This window comes from Sphingobium sp. TomMM7A, from assembly GCF_055397305.1.
Window position 1 is genome coordinate 316693 of the sequence record NZ_AP027312.1, and the last position, 18464, is coordinate 335156.

At 65.8% G+C, this 18464-nt stretch carries 17 protein-coding genes and 3 riboswitches; of the genes, 3 read left to right on the forward strand and 14 right to left on the reverse strand.

Annotated elements, in window-relative coordinates; genetic code table 11:
- Nucleotides 1-4: 4 nt before the first annotated feature.
- The 5 genes from cobF to cbiE are packed head-to-tail and all read right to left on the reverse strand — an operon-like array spanning nucleotide 5 to nucleotide 4386.
- On the reverse strand, nucleotides 5-748 hold the full coding sequence (gene cobF, locus ACZ5ZH_RS14260; protein WP_464772741.1) for a precorrin-6A synthase (deacetylating): 744 nt from the start codon (nucleotides 746-748) through the stop codon (nucleotides 5-7).
- A complete protein-coding gene (locus ACZ5ZH_RS14265) occupies nucleotides 745-2052 on the reverse strand; it encodes a cobyrinate a,c-diamide synthase (protein ID WP_464772742.1) in 1308 nt (435 codons plus the stop codon). The genes cobF and ACZ5ZH_RS14265 overlap by 4 nt, the downstream gene beginning before the upstream one ends.
- On the reverse strand, nucleotides 2049-2834 hold the full coding sequence (cobM, locus tag ACZ5ZH_RS14270) for a precorrin-4 C(11)-methyltransferase (protein WP_460988797.1): 786 nt from the start codon (nucleotides 2832-2834) through the stop codon (nucleotides 2049-2051). The genes ACZ5ZH_RS14265 and cobM overlap by 4 nt, the downstream gene beginning before the upstream one ends.
- Nucleotides 2831-3187 carry a cobalamin biosynthesis protein gene (locus ACZ5ZH_RS14275; RefSeq protein WP_460988799.1) on the reverse strand — a complete coding sequence of 119 codons (357 nt, stop codon included), beginning with the start codon at nucleotides 3185-3187 and terminating at the stop codon, nucleotides 2831-2833. The genes cobM and ACZ5ZH_RS14275 overlap by 4 nt, the downstream gene beginning before the upstream one ends.
- On the reverse strand, nucleotides 3184-4386 hold the full coding sequence (gene cbiE / locus ACZ5ZH_RS14280; protein WP_464772743.1) for a precorrin-6y C5,15-methyltransferase (decarboxylating) subunit CbiE: 1203 nt from the start codon (nucleotides 4384-4386) through the stop codon (nucleotides 3184-3186). Before cbiE ends, ACZ5ZH_RS14275 begins: the two co-directional genes overlap by 4 nt.
- Between cbiE and ACZ5ZH_RS14285 the strand changes: the two genes are divergently transcribed.
- Complete coding sequence (locus ACZ5ZH_RS14285; RefSeq protein WP_464772744.1) at nucleotides 4385-5134, forward strand: cobalt-precorrin-6A reductase; 750 nt, start codon at nucleotides 4385-4387, stop codon at nucleotides 5132-5134. The genes cbiE and ACZ5ZH_RS14285 overlap by 2 nt on opposite strands.
- Here the strand turns inward: ACZ5ZH_RS14285 and cobJ are convergent.
- The 4 genes from cobJ to ACZ5ZH_RS14305 are packed head-to-tail and all read right to left on the reverse strand — an operon-like array spanning nucleotide 5110 to nucleotide 8256.
- The gene (gene cobJ, locus ACZ5ZH_RS14290; protein ID WP_464772745.1) at nucleotides 5110-5859 is read right to left on the reverse strand and encodes a precorrin-3B C(17)-methyltransferase; all 750 of its coding nucleotides are present in this window, start codon (nucleotides 5857-5859) and stop codon (nucleotides 5110-5112) included. The two genes, ACZ5ZH_RS14285 and cobJ, sit on opposite strands and share 25 nt — an antisense overlap.
- Nucleotides 5856-6578, reverse strand: a complete 723-nt coding sequence (gene cobI, locus ACZ5ZH_RS14295; RefSeq protein WP_464772746.1) for a precorrin-2 C(20)-methyltransferase — start codon at nucleotides 6576-6578, stop codon at nucleotides 5856-5858. The genes cobJ and cobI overlap by 4 nt, the downstream gene beginning before the upstream one ends.
- Complete coding sequence (locus ACZ5ZH_RS14300) at nucleotides 6575-7201, reverse strand: precorrin-8X methylmutase (protein WP_464772747.1); 627 nt, start codon at nucleotides 7199-7201, stop codon at nucleotides 6575-6577. Before ACZ5ZH_RS14300 ends, cobI begins: the two co-directional genes overlap by 4 nt.
- A complete protein-coding gene (locus ACZ5ZH_RS14305; RefSeq protein WP_464773287.1) occupies nucleotides 7201-8256 on the reverse strand; it encodes a cobalamin biosynthesis protein CobG in 1056 nt (351 codons plus the stop codon). Before ACZ5ZH_RS14305 ends, ACZ5ZH_RS14300 begins: the two co-directional genes overlap by 1 nt.
- A gap of 231 nt (nucleotides 8257-8487) precedes the next feature.
- Nucleotides 8488-8712: riboswitch (cobalamin riboswitch) on the reverse strand.
- A 131-nt stretch (nucleotides 8713-8843) separates the two neighbouring features.
- Between ACZ5ZH_RS14305 and ACZ5ZH_RS14310 the strand changes: the two genes are divergently transcribed.
- Entirely contained in the window at nucleotides 8844-9698 is an 855-nt protein-coding gene (locus ACZ5ZH_RS14310; protein ID WP_464772748.1) for an alpha/beta fold hydrolase, read from the forward strand.
- Nucleotides 9699-9808: 110 nt separating this feature from the next.
- Here ACZ5ZH_RS14310 and bluB read toward each other — a convergent pair whose 3' ends face one another.
- Genes bluB through ACZ5ZH_RS14335 form a run of 5 tightly spaced genes read right to left on the reverse strand, consistent with a single transcriptional unit; the run spans nucleotide 9809 to nucleotide 16827 of the window.
- The gene (gene bluB / locus ACZ5ZH_RS14315; RefSeq protein WP_464772749.1) at nucleotides 9809-10447 is read right to left on the reverse strand and encodes a 5,6-dimethylbenzimidazole synthase; all 639 of its coding nucleotides are present in this window, start codon (nucleotides 10445-10447) and stop codon (nucleotides 9809-9811) included.
- The gene (cobO, locus tag ACZ5ZH_RS14320; RefSeq protein WP_464772750.1) at nucleotides 10447-11052 is read right to left on the reverse strand and encodes a cob(I)yrinic acid a,c-diamide adenosyltransferase; all 606 of its coding nucleotides are present in this window, start codon (nucleotides 11050-11052) and stop codon (nucleotides 10447-10449) included. The genes bluB and cobO overlap by 1 nt, the downstream gene beginning before the upstream one ends.
- Complete coding sequence (gene cobN / locus ACZ5ZH_RS14325; protein ID WP_464772751.1) at nucleotides 11049-14741, reverse strand: cobaltochelatase subunit CobN; 3693 nt, start codon at nucleotides 14739-14741, stop codon at nucleotides 11049-11051. Before cobN ends, cobO begins: the two co-directional genes overlap by 4 nt.
- Nucleotides 14741-15781 (reverse strand): cobalamin biosynthesis protein CobW, encoded by a 1041-nt coding sequence (cobW, locus tag ACZ5ZH_RS14330; protein WP_460988819.1) that lies wholly within the window; start codon nucleotides 15779-15781, stop codon nucleotides 14741-14743. The genes cobN and cobW overlap by 1 nt, the downstream gene beginning before the upstream one ends.
- A complete protein-coding gene (locus ACZ5ZH_RS14335) occupies nucleotides 15778-16827 on the reverse strand; it encodes a HoxN/HupN/NixA family nickel/cobalt transporter (protein WP_464775251.1) in 1050 nt (349 codons plus the stop codon). The genes cobW and ACZ5ZH_RS14335 overlap by 4 nt, the downstream gene beginning before the upstream one ends.
- A 173-nt stretch (nucleotides 16828-17000) precedes the next feature.
- Nucleotides 17001-17245: riboswitch (cobalamin riboswitch) on the reverse strand.
- A 104-nt stretch (nucleotides 17246-17349) separates the two neighbouring features.
- Here ACZ5ZH_RS14335 and fdhD point away from each other — a divergent pair.
- Entirely contained in the window at nucleotides 17350-18132 is a 783-nt protein-coding gene (gene fdhD, locus ACZ5ZH_RS14340) for a formate dehydrogenase accessory sulfurtransferase FdhD (protein ID WP_464772753.1), read from the forward strand.
- A gap of 47 nt (nucleotides 18133-18179) precedes the next feature.
- A riboswitch (cobalamin riboswitch) is annotated at nucleotides 18180-18368 on the forward strand.
- The last annotated feature ends 96 nt before the right edge of the window (nucleotides 18369-18464 follow it).

The window sequence follows — 18464 nt, forward strand, 5'->3', positions numbered from 1 at the left end:
TTCCTCAGGCGTCCCGGCGCAGCAGATACACGTCCATGATCCATCCATGCCGCTGGCGCAGCTGTGCCCGGCGGTCGATGATTTCCGGTCCTGTCACGGTCAAAGGACCGTGGGCTAACGACTGATGCTCCATGCCCAGATAGGCGCCCCACCAGATCGTTATCCCCTCCGGCTCCAGCGTCTGGAATGCGCAATGACCGTCCAGCATCACGATCACATCGCGCATGCCAGCGGGCCAGCCGCGTTCGCGCAATTGCCGTCCGGTGGTGATCAACACCGGGTCGGCCAGGCGGTTGAGGCAGATGCCATGCGCGGCCGTCAGCGCCTGAACGCTGGTGATGCCGGGCACGACGCTGATCTCGACCGAGGGCCCGAGCCGTTCTGCGATCCGCAGGCTGCTATCGTAGAGCGAAGGGTCGCCCCAGACGAGCAGCGCAACCGTGCCGCCATCGGGCAGGTGACGGGCGATTTGCTTCATCCAGATGGCGGCGATTGCATCATGCCAGTCGATGACCGCCTCGACATAGGCGGCCTGATCCGCGCGCTTGGGCATGTCGAACTCGACGACCCGTGCGGGACCGGTCAGTAGTTGTGCACAGATGGACCGGCGCAGGTCGATCAGGTCGGACTTGGCCTCTCCCTTGCGCGGCAGCAGGATCAGGTCAGCCTCGTTCATCGCCCGAATGGCGGCGAGCGTCAGATGGTCGGGATTGCCCGTGCCGATACCGATCAGTGACAAGCGGATCATGCGGCACCCGCGATAAGATGGAAGAAGCTGCCCGTCACGCGCCCCCGGCGCGATCCAGTCGCGGCGACCGCAGCGCCCACCGCATCCACGACATGGGCGAGCGGTTCGTCGGGCTGATCGACGATCGTCGAATAGTGAAACTCATGCCCGCGTAGCGCCGCTCCCGCCTCATGGCCGCCCATCGGGGCCAGCAGCCGGGCCTGCCGATAGCCCAGTTGCAAGCGCCGCTCCGCGAAGCTGGAAACCAGCCCGAGCAGCCCCGCCATCGCATGCGACCGCCCCCGCGCATCGATGATCGCCTGTCCCAACACCATATAGCCGCCGCATTCGCCGTGGATTGGGCGATCCTGCGCATGGCGGCGCAGGCCCTCCAGAAACCGCGCGGCATTGGCGATCTGAGCCGCATGCAGTTCAGGATAGCCACCGGGTAGCCAGATGGCGTCGGCTTGCCGGTCCGGCGCCTCGTCGGCCAAGGGGGAAAAGGACAGTATCTCCGCCCCCGCCGCGCGCCAGCCGTTCAGCATATGGCCGTAGGTGAAGGAAAAGGCGGCATCCTGCGCCAGTGCAATCCGCTGCCCCGGTGGCTGGCAGCGATAGGGGGGCGCTGATGTGCCGGGCAATGCGTCGGCCGCCTTTTGAAGAGCCGCAAGATCGACATGCGCCTCGACCATATCCGCGATCGCGTCGATCGTCCGCTCGACCTCCGCCTGCTCGCCCGATTGCACAAGGCCAAGGTGCCGTTCAGGGATGGACAGGGCATCGGATCGCGGGACCGCGCCCAGCACGGGCATGGCGATATCCTCCATGGCCTGCCGGATCATCGCCTCATGGCGCGGGCTGGCGAGGCGGTTGAGGATGACGCCTGCCACCCGCACGTCCGGCCGGAGCATGCGGAAACCATGCGCGATGGCGGCGGCTGATTGGCTCTGTCCCGACACATCGATGATCAGCACCCCCGGCCAGCCAAGCGCAGCCGCTATGTCGCCGCTGCTCCCATTTCCGCTCGCGCCGCGCGCCGGAGCACCGTCGAACAGGCCCATCACGCCCTCCGCGATGATCAGGTTGGCGTCGGCTGCCTCCCCCGCCAGACCGTGGAGCAGCGCCGCATCCATCGCCCAGCTGTCGAGGTTGAAAGCCGGGCGTCCGCTCGCCAGCCGGTGATAGCCCGTGTCGATATAGTCCGGCCCGCATTTATAGGACTGAACGCACACGCCCTGCCGCTTCAACGCCCTGAGCAGGCCGAGCGTGATGACCGTCTTGCCCGATCCGGATCGCGGCGCGGCGATAAGGATGCCGGGCGTCATTCTTCCGATCCGGCGAAACGCGATTCCGCCGTGGCCGGACGAAATCGCCGGTCATAGCCGGGCGCATAAAGCTGGCTCTCGGCGAAATCTCCCTCCCCCAGCACTGGTCCTACGAGAATGAGGGCGGTGCGTTCCGGCCCGCCTGCCGCCTGCTCCTCTATCGTCGTTAGCGTCCCGCGCACGATGCGTTGGTCCGGCCAGCTTGCCCGCCACACGATCGCCGCCGGGCAGTCCTCGCCATAGAGTGGCACCAGATCCGCGACCACCTTCGCCAGATTGTGGACGGACAAGTGGATCGCCAGCGTCGCGCCGGTCGCGCCAAAGGCCGCCAGCGTCTCGCCAGGCGGCATGGCGCTCGCCCGCCCCGGCGTGCGCGTGAGGACAAGCGACTGGCCAAGTCCGGGCAACGTCAGTTCCGCTTCCAGCGCCGCCGCCGCCGCCGCGAAGGACGGAACGCCGGGCGTCACCGTATAGCCGACGCCCAGTGCCTTGAGGCGGCGGATTTGCTCGCCCATCGCCGACCAGATCGACAGGTCGCCCGAATGCAGCCGCGCGACATCCTGTCCTGCGGCGTCCGCCTCTGCGATGATGGCTATGATCTCGTCGAGCGTCAGCGGCGCGCTGTTCACGATCCGCGCTCCGGCCGGGCAATGATCGAGCAGCGCGCGAGGGACCAGCGATCCGGCATAGAGGCAGACGGGAGAGGCGGCGATCAGGTCGCGGCCACGCAGCGTCAGCAGGTCGGGCGCCCCCGGCCCGGCGCCGATGAAATGAACGGTCATGGCGATACTCCTTGGGCCAGCGCGCAGGTGGCTTGCCCATCCGGCGAGATGATGCGGGCGGCGATCAGTCGCGCGCCCGGTCCCGCCGCCGTCAGCGCGACCGCTTCGGCGACGCTGCCGGTGCCGTAGGCCGCCAGACTGGCGGCGGAGCGCGTGGGCGTTTCCACGCCCTCGACCGCGCAAGGATCGATCAGGATCAGCGGCAAGTCCAAGGTGCGGGCGAGGGGGGCAAGCAGCGCTTCCTTATGCGCCAAGGTCGCCAGTGCAGTGACGCCATTGCCATGCACGCCTAGCGCTGTTCGCAAGGCTTGCTCCGTCGCTCCACTGCGGCAGCCAAAGCCAGCGACGATCATAGCGTCACGCTCCACTGCACCAGCGGATAGGCGGCTTTCCACCCCCGCCGCCTGCCGATCGGCGCGGCGCTCGCCATCTCGATCCGCAGCAGTTCGCCGCCCAGCCGCTCATGCCAACGCGCCAGTAGTGCTTCGGATTCCAGCGTCACCGCATTGGCGACCAGCCTTGTGCGCTCGCCCGGCAGGGCGATGATCGCTTCCATCATCGCCTCGCTCAGCCCGCCGCCGATGAAGATGGCGTCAGGCCGGACGCGGCCGGCCAGCACCGCCGGAGCGCGCCCCTCGACCAGCGTCAGCCGATCGACGCCCAGCCGCTGCGCATTGCCCTTCGCCCGCGCGGCACGCACCGGGTCGGCCTCAAATGCCACGGCCTGCGTGGAAGCATGGCTCAACAGCCATTCGATCGCGATCGATCCCGATCCCGCGCCGATGTCCCACAAAGTCTCGCCGGGACGCGGGGCCAGCGCCGACAGTGTCAGCGCCCGCACCGGCCGCTTGCTGATCTGCCCGTCATGATCGAACCAGTCATCCACCAGTCCGCTGACGCAGGGCATCACCTCGCCGTCGCCCGCTACTTGTATCCCCACCGCCACAGGGTGCGCAATATCGTCAAGGCTAATCTGATCGGCGCGCGCCTGCCGCACCCGCTCGCGCGGCCCGCCCAGCGCTTCCATGACGTGCAGGCTGGACGCGCCAAAGCCCGCCTCCGCCAGGTAGGAACCAAGCGCATGCACCGCTGCCCCATCGCGCAGCAGCACAATGGCGCGGCACCCCCGCGCCAGCATGGGCCTCAACCGCGTCAACGGCGCGGCGTGTAGGCCATGACAGGCCACATCCTGCAAAGCCCAGCCCAGCCGTGAAGCTGCTAGCGAGAAACTCGACGACGCAGGATGCGACACCCATTCCTCAGGCCGCAAATGCCGCGTGACACTCATCCCCGCTCCGAACCAGAAGGGATCGCCTGACGCCAGCATCACCACCGGCTCCCCCCGCCGGGCGAGCAGCGCCTCCACGCCATCCTCAAAGGGCACTGGCCAGCTCAGCCGTTCGGTTCTAAGGGGTGGCAACAGCGCCAGATGGCGCGGCGCGCCGATGATCATGCGAGCCTGTTCCAGTGCGGCGCGCGCAACGTCGGACAGGCCCGCCGCTCCATCCTCGCCTATGCCGATGATCGTCAGCCAGGGACCTTCAGCCACCATGCGCCACATCCTGATCCTTGGCGGCACGACCGAAGCGAGCGCCCTCGCCAAGTCCCTTGCCGAGCGCGGTGAGCGCGCCATGTTGAGCTATGCCGGACGCACCGGCAACCCGCGCGCGCAGCCGTTGCCGGTGCGCGTAGGCGGCTTTGGCGGCGCTGCTGGACTGGCGGTATTCCTGAAGGCGGAGGGGTTTACACACCTGATCGACGCGACCCACCCCTTCGCCGCGACGATCAGCGCCAATGCCGCCGCCGCCTCGCGAGAGGCGGGCGTCGCGCACCTGATGTTCACCCGCCCGGAATGGATAGGGGGAGAGGGCGACCGCTGGACCCATGTTCCCGACATCCCGAGCGCTGTCCGTGCGCTCGACGGACCGCCCCGGCGCGTCATGCTGGCGCTCGGACGCATGCATGTCGAAGCTTTCGCCGCCCAGCCGCAGCATAATTATCTGCTCCGCTTTGTCGATGCGCCCGATGCGCCGCCCGCGTTGCCGCGTCATCAGCTGTTCGTGGATCGCGGCCCTTTCACGCTGGAGGGTGATCTCGCCCTGATGAGCGCCCACGGCATAGACTTGGTCGTCGCCAAAAATGCTGGAGGCGCAGGCGCGCGTGCGAAGATCGATGCGGCGCGAACGCTCGGCTTGCCTGTTATCATGATCGACCGGCCCGCAATGCCACAGGCGCAGGCCGTCCATGACATCGCCGATGTGCTGGCGTGGATCGATCATTCGGCCCATCGCGGTGTGTAGAGGATCGGGCGGGCAGCCCCCTCGATAAGGCGGGTGCGGCTTGAACCCACGATCACCATCGTGCGCATGTCCGCCATGTCGGCGCTTGCCTCGCCCAGCGTGACGACCCGCAATTGCTCGTCCGGCGTCGATATAGCGCGCGCGAAGAGGATCAGCCGGTCGTCCCCACATTCCTCGCGCAATATGTCGAGCGCCCGCGCAAAGCCCTCCGGCCGCGCCTTCGACCGGGGATTGTAGAAGGCCATCGCGAAGTCGGCCTGCGCGGCGAGACGCAGGCGCCGCTCGATCAGCGCCCAGGGCTTCAGATTGTCCGACAGGTTGATCGCGCAGAAATCATGGCCCAGCGGAGCGCCCGCCCGCGCCGCGGCGGCCAGCATGGCGGTAATGCCGGGCAGGATGCGAATGTCGATCTCGCGCCACGCACGCGGCCCAGCCTCCAACGCCTCGAACAGCGCCGACGCCATCGCGAACACGCCCGGATCTCCGGAGGATGCGACCACCACGCGCCTCCCCGCCGCCGCCATTTCCAACGCATGGGCGGCGCGCTCCAGCTCCACCCGATTGTCCGACGCATGGCGCAAAAGGCCGGGGTGATCCGCCACCCGCGCGACATAGGGCGCATAGCCCACCAAATCGGTCGCCTCGGCCAGTGCCTGCGTCACTTCGGGCGTCACGAGCGCTTCAGCGCCCGGTCCCAGTCCCGCCACCGCCACCCATCCGCTCATGGCCGCCGTCCCTGACCATGGATCAGCAGGATGGAAAAATAGCTGGTGATCGCCTCTGCCTCGGCCAGCGGAGTGATCTTCTGATCTGCCATCGTCGCATATTCGACCAGCCAGGCGCAGTCTTGCTTGCTCGCCGCCTCTACTGCGCGGCGCAGCTTGGCCAGATTGCGGCCGATCTTCATGACGACCAGCGCATTGCTGTCATGGATGCGCCGGGCCAGTTCCTCTTCGGGCAGGGTCGCCATCAGCACCGTCAGCACATCGTCGCCCCAGCTGATCGGCGTGCCGCTCGCTGTCCAGGCGCCCGACATGCCGGTGATGCCCGGCACGATCCGCACGGGCGCGAGTGGCGACAGGCGGCTGTGCAGATGCATGAAGCTGCCGTAGAAAAAGGGGTCGCCTTCGCACAGTACGACCACATCCTCGCCCGCCAATGCCAGTCCATGCAGATGTGCGGTGCACTCGGCATAAAAGGCGGAGAGGCGCTGGTTGTATCGAGGATTGGTGACAGGAATTTCGGTCGTTACCGGATATTCCATCGCATATTCGACGGCATCGGGACGCAGCAGCCCATCGACGATCTTGCGCGCATGACCCGCGCGGCCGGGCTTGCGGAAATAGGCGATGTGGCGTGCGTCGCGGATCAGTCGGTCGGCGCGCACGCTCATCAGGTCCTGCGCGCCGGGGCCAAGGCCCACGCCATGGATCGTGCCGCTCATTCGGCTGCACTCGCCAGCGCGTTGACGGCCGCGACGGTGATCGCGCTGCCGCCCAGCCGCCCTTCGACGATGCAGCAAGGCACCGGCTGCGCCTGCCACAGTGCCTCCTTCGATTCCGCCGCGCCGACGAAGCCGACCGGGCAGCCGATGATCGCCGCCGGGCGTGGGCATGCCGGGTCTTCCAGCATGTTGAGCAGGTGGAACAGCGCGGTCGGGGCGTTGCCGATTGCGACCACTGCTCCCGCGAGATGGGGCCGCCACAGCTCCAATGCCGCCGCCGATCGCGTGTTTGCCATAGTCCGGGCAAGATCAACTTGGCTGTTATTCAAGGTGCAGATGATCGCATTGCCAGCGGGCAGGCGCGCACGCGTGATCCCTTCTGACACCATTCGAGCGTCACACAGGATCGGGGCGCCTGCTTCCAGCGCGGTGGTCGCGGCTTTGGCAAATCCGGGCGAAAAGCGGACATGCGGCGCAAGGCCGACCATTCCAGCGGCATGGATCATGCGGACGGCAACCCGCTCTTCCTCTGCCGCAAAGCGGTCGAGCACCGCCTCCGCCCGGATCATGCGGAAGGATTGGCGATAGATTTCCGCGCCGTCGGTTTCATAGAGATGCGGCATCAATTGGCTCCGAAAAGGGCGAGTATCTGATCGGGCGACAGGCCCGTTTGCAGCGGCGGCGCACCCGCGCACGCATTGTGGGCAAGGTCGAAACGGCCCTCCCGCCCGGTGAGGACCAGCGCCGCCTGCGAAGGCTGTGCGCACCCCTTGGCGCAACCGGACACATGCAGCCCGCGAACATGCGGCGCCAGCCGAGCGGCCAGATCACGCGTCGTGACGCTCGCCTGCGGGCAGGCTGGCGCACCGGGGCAGCAATCGGTCGAAAGGCGCGGATCGGTTGGGTCATCGGCAGGCGCGTCGCTGCCTTCCAGCACCAGTCCCCGCCAAGGGGTGAGCCGCACCGCCTCCACGCAGTCCGCCATCACGGCAAGCAGCGCAGGCGCCTCGATCCTGCCAAAGGGCGCTGCATGGAAAGGGCCGGGCGCAGCGGCCAGGGCAGCAGCGCGAGGCCGGGCGGGGGCAGGGGCCTCAGTCGCTACATCAGGCAGCGGGGCCGAATGCCGCGCCATGCGCCCCGCCTGCGCGCCACCGCTGGCTACGTACCAATGGGCATGACGGATCAACCCCTCGGCTGCGTCCTCTGCACTCACGCCCACGCCATGCGCGCGCCCGTCGGAGCGCAGGATAAGCCCGCCGCTCGTCCCTCTTTCGATCCGGAAATCAGCCGGAACATCGCTCAGCACCGGCGCAGGCCCCGCATCGATCGCAAAGCCGACCTTTGCGGGCAGATCGGGCAGCTCGGCCATGCGCTCGATCAAGGCGGCGGCTATGACCGAACTGTCATCGCCCGGCAGCCAGTCGGGGCTGATCAGGACAGGAATCTGCCTGTCCCGATCCGCATCGGCATCCGCCAACTCAATCGCGACGAGCCTCTCCATCAGCGTGCCATGGCTCGCTTGCGGCACGCCCCTGATTTGCAAGGCGGCGCGATTGGTGATGTCAATATGGCCATTGCCCAGCGCGAGAGATGCCTCGCACAACCCCACAACCTGCGCGCGGGTCATCCGGCCTAGCGGCGGGCGCACCCGGACCAGCAGCCCGTCGCCGGCCATCATCGGCCGCCATGCCGTCGGGCACCAGCCGCGCACGCCATGGGCCGGGCGTGAAACAGCGTCGGCACGTTGCGCCTGCTCCAGCATTGCTCCTGCACTCCCCGCACCAGCGCCACGACACGCGGACGGCACGCACAGGCAGGCGGACAGGCCGCACGCCTGCACGGCCGTAGCCGCACGAAATTCGTCGCTCAAACGGAGAACCGAGCCGTGACCATCCCCTGGATCATGGCAAGAGCGACCTTTGCTCCGGCAGGTCTCCTGGCTTGCGGGTCACAGCTTGGCATGGGGCCTTCCCGGATCGCTCCAGTGGCTGGCCGCCCCATTCTCAGGGTCGGCCGGTCCATGCCTCGCTCGCCGCTCACAGTTGCAGGGACAGCCACGGATTAGGGAGGAAATCCTCCCGCACCGCGTTCCCATTTAAGCCCCTTGCGGGGCACCGGCGCGATCGATGAACCGGGACGAACCCGGCTCGACGCGCTTCATAGGGGGGATGCAGGCGAAAGGGAAGTGGCCAAGGGCCGCTTCCTTGCGTCAACCCAATGTCACCGCTACGCCTTCATCAACGATTGTAGAATGGAGAGGAAAAAATGAGCGATTTCAACTTCGAAGCGACCAGCCGCTTCCTGGAAACGGACAAGGGGCGGCTCCATTATCATGAAGCCGGATCAGGTCCCGCGCTGCTGTTGCTTCACGGCTCAGGCCCCGGTGTTACTGGCTGGGCGAATTTTCAGGGTAACCTGCCCTTCTTCTCCCAGCATTTCCGCACCATCATCCTGGACGCGCCCGGTTATGGGAAAAGCGATCCCGTTGATGGCGATCCGGTGGGCGTGGCGCGCGACGCTGTTGTCGCCCTGATGGACGGCCTTGGCATCGACCGCGCCCATGTGGTCGGCAACAGCTATGGCGGGATCGTGGGCGGGCATCTGGCGGCGTCCCATCCTGACCGCGTGCTGCGCTACATCACGATTGGCGGGATCGGTTTCAACATTACCTCCACCTTCCCTAATGAAGGGCTGACCCGTCTCGTCGATTTCATCGAGGACCCGACGCGGGAAAACATCATCGCCTGGCTGGAATCCATGGTCTACGACAAATCGATCATCACCGACGAACTGATCGACATGCGTTACAAGGCGGCGCTGGAGCCGGTGACGATGGAAAGCAGCCGCAAAATGTACACGCGCGCGGCACTAGGCTTCATCGCCCAGTCGATGAGCGGGCCGGGCGTATCTCAGCGTATCGATTATCTGGGCAGGATTCAGGCGCCCACGCTGATCATGTGGGGCCGCGATGACAAGGTCAGCCCGCTCGACGGCGCGCTGTTGCCCATGCGCATCATCCCCAATGCGGAGTTGCATGTATTTCCGCGCTGCGGCCATTGGACGATGATCGAACACAAGGACCGGTTTGAAACACTAGCGCTGGATTTCTTGCGGGGGTGAGAGAGTTACCTTTTCCCCGTTCGGGCTGAGCTTGTCGAAGCCCTTCACTTTATCTCGAAGAAGTGGAGCCCTTCGACAAGCTCAGGGCGAACGGAGGAGGGCCGGACTCGTTACCGCCGCACCACCACCGAATGCCAATCCGTGCGCTCTTCCCATCCCCGCCGTTCCAGCTCCGGCACATCCTCCTCGCTCACCGGTCGGCCAAGGCACAGCAGCCCCAGACAATCCCAGCCCTCCGGAATATCCAGCATCGCGTCCACGCCTTCGGGCTCCATGATCGACACCCACCCCATGCCGATCCGCCGCGTCTGCGCCGCCAGCCACAGCGTATGGACCGCCATCACGCAACTATAGCGCCGCGCCTCAGGCATGGTGACCGCGCCCAGATGATGGCCGGTCTCCGTCCCATCGTCGCAATAGACGGCGAACAGCACCGGCGCCTCACGCAGCCCATGAAGTTTCAGGCTGCGATAGAGCCGGTCCTGATCCCCGTCATATTCCTTGCCCGCTTCCCTGACTTGGCGGTCGACATGGCACGCCAGCCCCTCGCGCAACTCCGCCGTCTCGATCCGCACGAAACGCCAAGGCTGAGACAGGCCGACGGACGGCGCGCGATGCGCCATGCTCAACAGCCATTCGACATCCGCTTCGTCGATCGGGTCGGTCCTGAAATGGCGAATGTCCCGCCGCGCCCGCACCAGCGCCTCGAACTGCGCGCTGTCGATCGGGGTAATAGCGGGTCCGCTCATCAAAATTCGATCCCTGCCTGCGCCTTCACGCCGCTGCGGAAGGGGTGTTTGATTAGCGTCATTTCCGTCACAAGGTTCGCCGCCTCGACCAGAGCCTCGGGCGCGTTGCGGCCAGTGATGATGACATGCTTCATCTCGTCCCTGCTCGCCACGGCCTCAAGCACCTCATCAACGGGCAGATAGTCGTAGCGCAGGACGATATTAAGCTCATCTGCCAGCACCATATCATAGGCGGGATCGGCGATCATCCGCTTTACCTCGTCCCAGGCTTCACGGGCGAGGGCGATGTCGCGGGTCTTGTCCTGCGTGTTCCAGGTAAAGCCTTCGCCCATCGGCTTGAATATGACATTGTCGGGAAACGCATCGAACACCACTTTTTCTCCGGTGGTCATCGCGCCCTTCACGAACTGGACCACGCCGACCTTCTTGCCATGACCGATGGCGCGCACGACCATGCCCAGCGCAGCGGTCGTCTTGCCCTTGCCCTTGCCGGTATGGACGATCAGCAGGCCCTTCTCCTGCGTCTTGGTCGCCATGATCTTGTCATGGGCGGCCTGCTTCTTCTTCATCTTCTCGGCATGTTGTTCGGGCGTGCGTTCGATCATGATGGGTCCTTCAGTTGGGCGAGGAGCATGGCGGCGCTGTTCGACCGTGGCCGCCACAGCCCCCGGTCCAGCGCTTCGTGGAGGCGCGCGGCGGTCTCGCGCAGCGCGGCGGGATTGGCGTCGGCCATGAAGGCGCGCACCGCTTTATCCTCGATGAAAGCGGCGTGGACGGCATCGAAATGATGGTCCTTCACGCCATGGGTCGTGGCGGCGAAGGCGAACAGATAATCGACCGAAGCGGCAATCTCGAACGCGCCCTTATAGCCGTGGCGCATCATGCCCGTGATCCATTTGGGGTTGGTGACGCGCGCCCGCACCACCCGGCCGATCTCATCCTCCAGCGTGCGGACGACGGGCCGCTCGGGCCTGCTATGGTCGTTGTGATAGCTTAGCGGCTGGCGGCCCGACAAATGCTCGACGGCGGCGGCGATGCCACCTTCGAACTGATAATAATCGTCGCTGTCGAGCAGGTCATGCTCGCGGTTATCCTGATTTTGGATCAGCGCGTCGGCTTCAGTCAGCCGCTGGGCGAAGAGGTCGCGCTCTGTATCACCCTCGACCCCGCCGCCATAGGCATAGCCGCCCCAATCCAGATAGATCTTCGCCAAGTCCGATCGATCATGCCACAGCCGCTCGTCGATCATCGCCTGCAAACCCGCGCCATAAGCGCCGGGCTTCGACCCAAAGACGCGCGCCCCCGCGCGCCGCATCGCCGCCTTCTCAGGCGTCCCTTCCGCGATCAGCGCAGCGGCCTCCGCCCGATGACGCGCGGCGGCGGGATTATCTTCGTCCGGCTCATCCAGCGCCATAACGGCGCGCGCGGCGCTGTCGATCAGGTCGATCTGTTCCGGGAAGGCGTCGCGGAAGAAGCCCGACACGCGTAGCGTCACATCCACGCGCGGCCGGTTCAGCTCGGCGATCGTCATCACCTCAAAGCCCACGACCCGACCCGAAGCCCACTCCCATCGCGGCCGCACGCCCATCAACGCCAGCGCCTGCGCGATGTCGTCGCCGCCCGTCCGCATGTTCGCCGTGCCCCAGGCTGACAGAGCGATGGCGCGCGGATAATCGCCCTCCCGCTGAAGATAATCCTGCACGATGAGGTCGGCGGATCGCTGGCCCAAATTCCAGGCGGCCACGGTCGGCACCGCGCGCGTATCGACCGAATAGAAGTTCCGCCCGGTCGGCAGCACATCGGGCCGCCCCCGCGTCGGCGCGCCGGACGGGCCGGGCAGCACGAACTTACCGTCGAGCGCCTGAAGCAGCGCAGCCTTCTCTGCCTCTCCGCAAGCATCCACGCGGGGACCAAGGTCGCTGCGTATCACCTCCAGAACGCGCCCGCTCGACGGCCCCGGCGCGGCCTCGCCCGTGTCGAGCAGCTGCATGGCATAGAGCTCCAGCCGCTCCACCGTATCGCCGGTGCTGCGCCATGCATCCTGCGCCACGCCTGCCAGCACGTCCGGGCGCGGCCCATCCCAAGGCTTACCCATGCCGCAGTCGAGCGGATCGAAACCCAAATCCAGATCGTCCGCCAGAGCCCGCAGCAGCGATTGCTGATCCTCCTCCAAACCTCTCGGGCACCGGGCAAGGGAGATCAGCAGGTCTCGCCGCAACGTCCCTTCTGGCGACCGGGTAAAGATATGCAGTCCGTCACGAATCTGCATTTCTTTCAGTTCACAGAGATAGTTGTCGATCGCGGCTAAGGCATCGTCCCCGCTGCCTTCCGCGCCCGCATCCTTGTCCAGTCCCTGGCTTGCCGCCAATGCCAATATGTCCCGGCGCAACGTTTCCAGCCTGCGCGGGTCCATCCCCGCCGCCAGATAATATTCATCGACCAGCGCCTCCAGTTCCTTGAGCGGCCCATAGGTCTCGGCTCGGGTGAGGGGGGGCGTCAGATGGTCGATGATGCATGCCCCGATCCGGCGTTTCGCCTGCGTGCCTTCGCCCGGATCGTTGACGATGAACGGATAGATTTGCGGGATCGGCCCGGCGCATATTTCGGGAAAGCAGCTCTCCGACAGCGCGATCGCCTTGCCCGGCAGCCACTCCAGATTGCCATGCTTGCCCACATGCACCACCGCATGCGCGGCGAATGCGCGCGCCAGCCAGATATGGAAGGCGAGATAGGCATGCGGCGGCGGCAGCGCCGGATCATGATAGCTGCTCTTCGGATCGACATCATAGCCGCGCGAAGGCTGCACCGCGACGGCGACCTGACCGAAGCGATGCACCCGAAGGGAGAAGGCCTCACCCTGACAGAAGGGATCATCCTCCGGCTCGCCCCATCGCTCGATAACGGCTGTACGAACGCTTTCGGGAAAGTCATCAAATGCCGCACGATAGTCGGCCAGCGCGAGCGAGCAGGGGGCGTCCCCTCCGGTCATATGCCCCATCAACGCCGCACCATCGGTCGGCGCGTCGCCCGTCCGATAGCCAGCCTCCGCCAGCGCGCGCAGGATCGCCGCCGCGCTTTCCGGCGTGTCGAGGCCCACGCCATTGCCGATCCGTCCATCCCGGTTCGGATAATTGGCAAGGACCAGCGCCACATGCCGACCCTTAACCGGCGTCCGGCCTAATCTGGCCCAGTTTGCAGCCAGTTGGGAAACAAAGTGCACACGATCAGCCAGAAGCTGCGGCACCACGATGCTGCATTCCGTCCGCGTATCGAAGCGGGCGGCGGCCTTGAAAGCGACCGCGCGGGTGAAGATGCGCCCATCCACTTCGGGCAAGGCAATATGCATCGCCAAGTCGCGCGGACCCAGCCCCCGCGCGCTATCCTGCCACGCCGCCTGTTCGGCGCTGGCGAACAAGGTCTGAAGAATCGGGCAATCGGCCTGCTCCAATATGGATGGCGTGCGCGGTTCGCCGGGCGCCGATGCGGCAAAGGCGGTGGCGTTCAGAATGACGTCCGGTCGAGCTACCCCGATCACTCCTTCCAGAAAGTCGCGCGCAAAGGGTTCCCGCAACGCCCGTACATGGACCGGCAGGACATTAAGCCCCGCAGCCCGCAATCCCGCGATCATCGCGTCCACCGCCTCCAGCGTTCCGGCGATCAACAAGGCGCGGTAGAAAAGGAACAGCGCTGTCGGCTGGCCGGATGTCCAACCGGCCTTCACCTGTTCCAGCGTTGGGCGTTCGACACCGGGAAGATACAGGCCCGCGTCGGCGACCGGAACCGGCGCGTCAGGCGCGCCCGCGTCCAACCCTGCAATCCGCGCGGCGGTCCTTAAAAAAGCCGTGGCATTGGCAACGCCGCCCTGCCGCAGATAATCGCGCAGCCGGTCGCATATTTCCGGGGGCAGGGTGGACGCCATCCGCAGTTCGGGATCATCCTCCCGCCCGTCCGCGATGGCGGCGAAAGCAATGCCCCTGTCGCGCGCGACATTGGCGATTTCTTCAATGCCATAGGGCCAATAGCTCTTACCCCCCAACAGTACCACGCAGACGAATTTCGCGTGGGAAATCACATTCTCGACATAGAGATCGACCGAATAGGGATGCTTGAGCTGAAGGAGATTGGCCAGCCTGATCGACGGCCCGCCTTCCCCCAGAATGGCGGCGGCGCTCGCAAAGCAGGCAAGGTCGCTGTCCGCCACGGTCAGCAGCACGATGTCGCCCGGCGATTGGCCAAGGTCGATCGCTTCGTCCCCGTTGGAGACGGTGCCGGGCGTGGCGGTCAGCAAATGCATCAGGCGACCGCCATCTGCTGGATGAATGCCCGTTCGATCGCCGCCCGGTCCAGCCCCGCCTGCCCGATCACCACCAGTCGCGATCGGCGCTCCTCATGCACCTGCCAGTGCCGGTCATAATGATGCTGGATGCGTGGCCCGACCGCCTGAATGACCAGCCTTGCCGGACGGCCCGCAATGGCGACGAAGCCCTTCACCCGCAATATGTCGTGATCGGCTATGACCTGCTTCAGAGCATCCAGCAGCGGCGCAGGATTGCCCAATTCCCCCAACTCCATGACGAAGCTGTCGAAATCCTCATGATCATGATCCTCCTCCTCGTCATGGTGGGAGGGGCGGGCGTCAATCTGGTCCTCGACCCCGGCATCAAGGCCGAGCAGGACCGCCGGGTCGATCTCCCCCCGCGCGGTGCGGACGATACGCACGCCCGGCCGGATTTCCGCCGCCAGATCCCGCTCCAGTTCCGCAAGCCTTTCCGGCGCGACCAGGTCTGTCTTGTTCAGCAGCACAAGGTCGGCACAGGCCAGCTGATCCTCGAAAAGCTCCTCGATCGGGCTGTCATGGTCCAGCGTCGGATCAGCCGCACGAGCGGCAGCCAGCGCTTCCTCGTCATGGGCGAAGCGGCCCGCCGCCAGTGCATCGGCATCGATGAGTGCAATCACCCCGTCCACCGTCGCCCGTGTCCGGATATCGGGCCACTGAAACGCCTTCACCAGCGGCTTTGGCAGGGCAAGGCCCGAAGTCTCGATAATGATATGATCGGGCGGCACATCCCGGTCGAGCAGCCGCTGCATCGTCGGCAGGAAATCGTCCGCCACGGTGCAGCAGATGCAGCCATTGGCCAGCTCGATAATATCCTCATCCGGGCAAGCCTCATCGCCGCACCCCTTCACCAGCGATCCATCGACGCCGACATCGCCAAATTCGTTGATGATGAGGGCAAGCCGCCGCCCACCCGCATTTTCGATCAGGTGGCGGATCAGCGTCGTCTTACCGGCGCCCAGAAATCCCGTGATGACGGTGGCGGGAACCTTGCTCATAAAGTCTGTCCTTGATTGGAGAGGAGCACCTCGATCTCGTCGAAGCGCTTCCAGCGGTAGATGATCCAGCTCACCAGCCAGCAGGCGGCGAACAGGCCGATGATGAAGAAGCCCAGGCTGTTGAAATGCTCGCCCAGATTGGCGGCCACCGACCAGACGCCGCCCGTCAGGCCCAGCTTGTCGCCCAGCAGCGCCGCCGCCTCGATCCCGCCGATGACGATTGCGACCAGCGCGGACACCGATGTGATGGTAATGTTGTAGTAGAGCTTGCGGATCGGCTTCACGAACGCCCATTGATAGGCGCCCATCATCAATGCACCGTCTGCCGTGTCGATCAGCGCCATGCCCGCCGCGAACAGCAGGGGGAAGATGAGCACGGTGGCGATCGAAAGGCCGCTCGCCGCTTGCCCCGCGGACAGGCCGAGGATGGCGACTTCGGTCGCTGTGTCGAAGCCCAGGCCGAACAGAAAGCCCAGCGGCGCCATGTGCCAACTGCGCGTGACCAAGCGGAACAATGGCCGGAACAGACGCGCCAGCATGCCGCGGTTGCCCAGCAATATGTCCATGTCTTCATCGACATAGGTGCCGCCGCTGCGAACATGGTTAAACGTCTTCAGGACCGATCTCAGGATGATCAGGTTCATCGCGGCAATGGCAAAGAGGAAAGTGGCGGATATGATCGTCGCGATCGTCCCGCCGATATCGCCCGCCGCCTCTACGCTGCTCAGCGCGCTGGCGGCGAAAGCGATTCCGACGGCGGCGATCAGCACGATTCCGCTATGGCCGATCGCGAACCAGAGGCCGACGGTCAGCGGCCGCTGACCTTCCTGCATCAGCTTGCGGGTCACATTGTCGATCGCAGCGATATGGTCTGCATCGACCGCATGGCGCAGCCCCAGGCTCCAGGCGAGCAGGGCCGTGCCCAGCATCATCGTGTCGCCCGCAAAGATCAGCAAGGCGCACAGCCATAACGCGATGTTGGCGGCGATCAGCGCGCTGAACATGAACGTGGCACGGCGACGAAGCGCCGGAAATTGCATAACCATTGGAGACATGGCTCCCGTCAGCGTCAGCGAGACTGGACGGGACCTCCGCTAAGCGGCCGACATCACACGCCGGACGGACGCGATGAAGCGTCCGGCACATGAAGCCGGTGCGGTCCCGCCGCACGCGTCGCTCAGACGGAATACCGTGCCCCGGCCATCCCCTGGGCCAAAGCAAGAGCGACCAGACGCCGACAGGTCTCCTGGCTTGCGGGTCATCGCTCGACACATGGCCTTCCCAGGCCTCGCATGATTTAGCGTCCGGCCCAGTGGCTGACCCTCCGATCGGGACGGAAGGTCGCTATGCATCTCACTCACCGCTTACAGTTGCAGGGACAGCCGCGGATTTGGGCGCCTTGTGAGCAGCCCGCACCGCATTCCCTTTAAAGCCCTTTCGGGCACCGGCGCGATCGAGGCCGTGCATAGATGGCTTGGCCGCCAAAGGGAAGCGGCAGTTGCATGACCGCGTCCATTTGCCTCCCACACCATATTGCCGGGCGCACATTGCCCGCCTAGACCGGCCTTATGACTTCGCCTTTTTCCTTTACCCGCATCACGCCCGACGGCGAGGCGTCGCCCGTGACGCGCGAGTTGGCGGAGGAAGTGCCCGTCGCGATCGAGTTCAACGGCGTTGGCTATGCCGTGTTGATGGCGACGCCGACCAATGTTGCGGAACTGGTGCAGGGGTTCGCGCTGGCCGAGCGGCTGGTCATCCCATCCGACGCGCCGCTCGACGTCGATGTCCATGCTACGGAGCAGGGCTTGGTCGCACGGGCTACGCTGCCGGAAGACCGCGTCGAGGGGCTGCTGGGCCGGGTCCGTCATCGCGTCTCCGATTCTTCCTGTGGTCTGTGCGGCGTTGAAAATCTGGAGCAGGCGATGCGGCCCTTGCCTGTCGTGACCGCCCGATCGAAAGCGAGCCGGGAAGCGATCTTCGGCGCGCTGCACGATCTTGCCGCGCATCAGCCGCTCAACCGGCAAACCGGCGCGGTCCATGTTGCTGCGCTGGCCGGGGCGGATGGTGCGATCCGCCTCGCCTATGAGGATGTGGGCCGCCACAATGCCTTCGACAAGCTGATCGGGGCCATGCGGCGGCGGCAAATGTCCTGGGATGGCGGCTTCGCGCTGCTGTCTTCCCGCTGTTCCTTTGAGCTGGTGGAAAAGGCGGCGCTCGCCAATTGCCCGCTGCTCGTCACCATCTCCGCCCCGACCCGTCTCGCAGCCGAGCGTGCGGCCAGCGCCGGATTGCCGATCGTCGTGCTTGCCCGGCCCGATGCCGTGCTCGCGGCGGGCGACCTGCCCGACTGACGAAGCGCCGCTCCATCTACCGCTTGCGGAGGCGCCGTTGCCTCTTTATCAGCAGCCCCGCGACAGGTTCCCCTCGGGGATCAAAAGGGAAGTCGGGTGTAATGCCCGCGCTGCCCCTGCAACTGTAAGCGGTGAGTGGACCGGCCACGCAGCCATTGGAGGAACTTTCCCCCGAGAAGGCGGCCGGTGCGCAGCGACCCGTGAGCCAGGAGACCTGCCTGCCGCAGTCGTTCTTCGACCGGACAGGGTGTGCCGGACGAACGGGGTTCCCCTCGCGGACGACAGCCACCGCCTTGCTCGCCATACGGCCGGGCAGGGCTGTTTGCGGTTCG

Excerpts from the sequence above, each read along its gene's own strand:
- cobF (WP_464772741.1), bottom strand. The coding sequence starts at position 748 with ATGATCCGCTTGTCACTGATCGGTATCGGCACGGGCAATCCCGACCAT.
- ACZ5ZH_RS14265 (WP_464772742.1), bottom strand. The coding sequence starts at position 2,052 with ATGACGCCCGGCATCCTTATCGCCGCGCCGCGATCCGGATCGGGCAAG.
- cobM (WP_460988797.1), bottom strand. The coding sequence starts at position 2,834 with ATGACCGTTCATTTCATCGGCGCCGGGCCGGGGGCGCCCGACCTGCTG.
- ACZ5ZH_RS14275 (WP_460988799.1), bottom strand. The coding sequence starts at position 3,187 with ATGATCGTCGCTGGCTTTGGCTGCCGCAGTGGAGCGACGGAGCAAGCC.
- ACZ5ZH_RS14285 (WP_464772744.1), top strand. The coding sequence starts at position 4,385 with ATGCGCCACATCCTGATCCTTGGCGGCACGACCGAAGCGAGCGCCCTC.
- cbiE (WP_464772743.1), bottom strand. The coding sequence starts at position 4,386 with ATGGTGGCTGAAGGTCCCTGGCTGACGATCATCGGCATAGGCGAGGAT.
- cobJ (WP_464772745.1), bottom strand. The coding sequence starts at position 5,859 with ATGAGCGGATGGGTGGCGGTGGCGGGACTGGGACCGGGCGCTGAAGCG.
- cobI (WP_464772746.1), bottom strand. The coding sequence starts at position 6,578 with ATGAGCGGCACGATCCATGGCGTGGGCCTTGGCCCCGGCGCGCAGGAC.
- ACZ5ZH_RS14300 (WP_464772747.1), bottom strand. The coding sequence starts at position 7,201 with ATGCCGCATCTCTATGAAACCGACGGCGCGGAAATCTATCGCCAATCC.
- ACZ5ZH_RS14305 (WP_464773287.1), bottom strand. The coding sequence starts at position 8,256 with ATGATGGCCGGCGACGGGCTGCTGGTCCGGGTGCGCCCGCCGCTAGGC.
- ACZ5ZH_RS14310 (WP_464772748.1), top strand. The coding sequence starts at position 8,844 with ATGAGCGATTTCAACTTCGAAGCGACCAGCCGCTTCCTGGAAACGGAC.
- bluB (WP_464772749.1), bottom strand. The coding sequence starts at position 10,447 with ATGAGCGGACCCGCTATTACCCCGATCGACAGCGCGCAGTTCGAGGCG.
- cobO (WP_464772750.1), bottom strand. The coding sequence starts at position 11,052 with ATGATCGAACGCACGCCCGAACAACATGCCGAGAAGATGAAGAAGAAG.
- cobN (WP_464772751.1), bottom strand. The coding sequence starts at position 14,741 with ATGCATTTGCTGACCGCCACGCCCGGCACCGTCTCCAACGGGGACGAA.
- cobW (WP_460988819.1), bottom strand. The coding sequence starts at position 15,781 with ATGAGCAAGGTTCCCGCCACCGTCATCACGGGATTTCTGGGCGCCGGT.
- ACZ5ZH_RS14335 (WP_464775251.1), bottom strand. The coding sequence starts at position 16,827 with ATGGTTATGCAATTTCCGGCGCTTCGTCGCCGTGCCACGTTCATGTTC.
- fdhD (WP_464772753.1), top strand. The coding sequence starts at position 17,350 with ATGACTTCGCCTTTTTCCTTTACCCGCATCACGCCCGACGGCGAGGCG.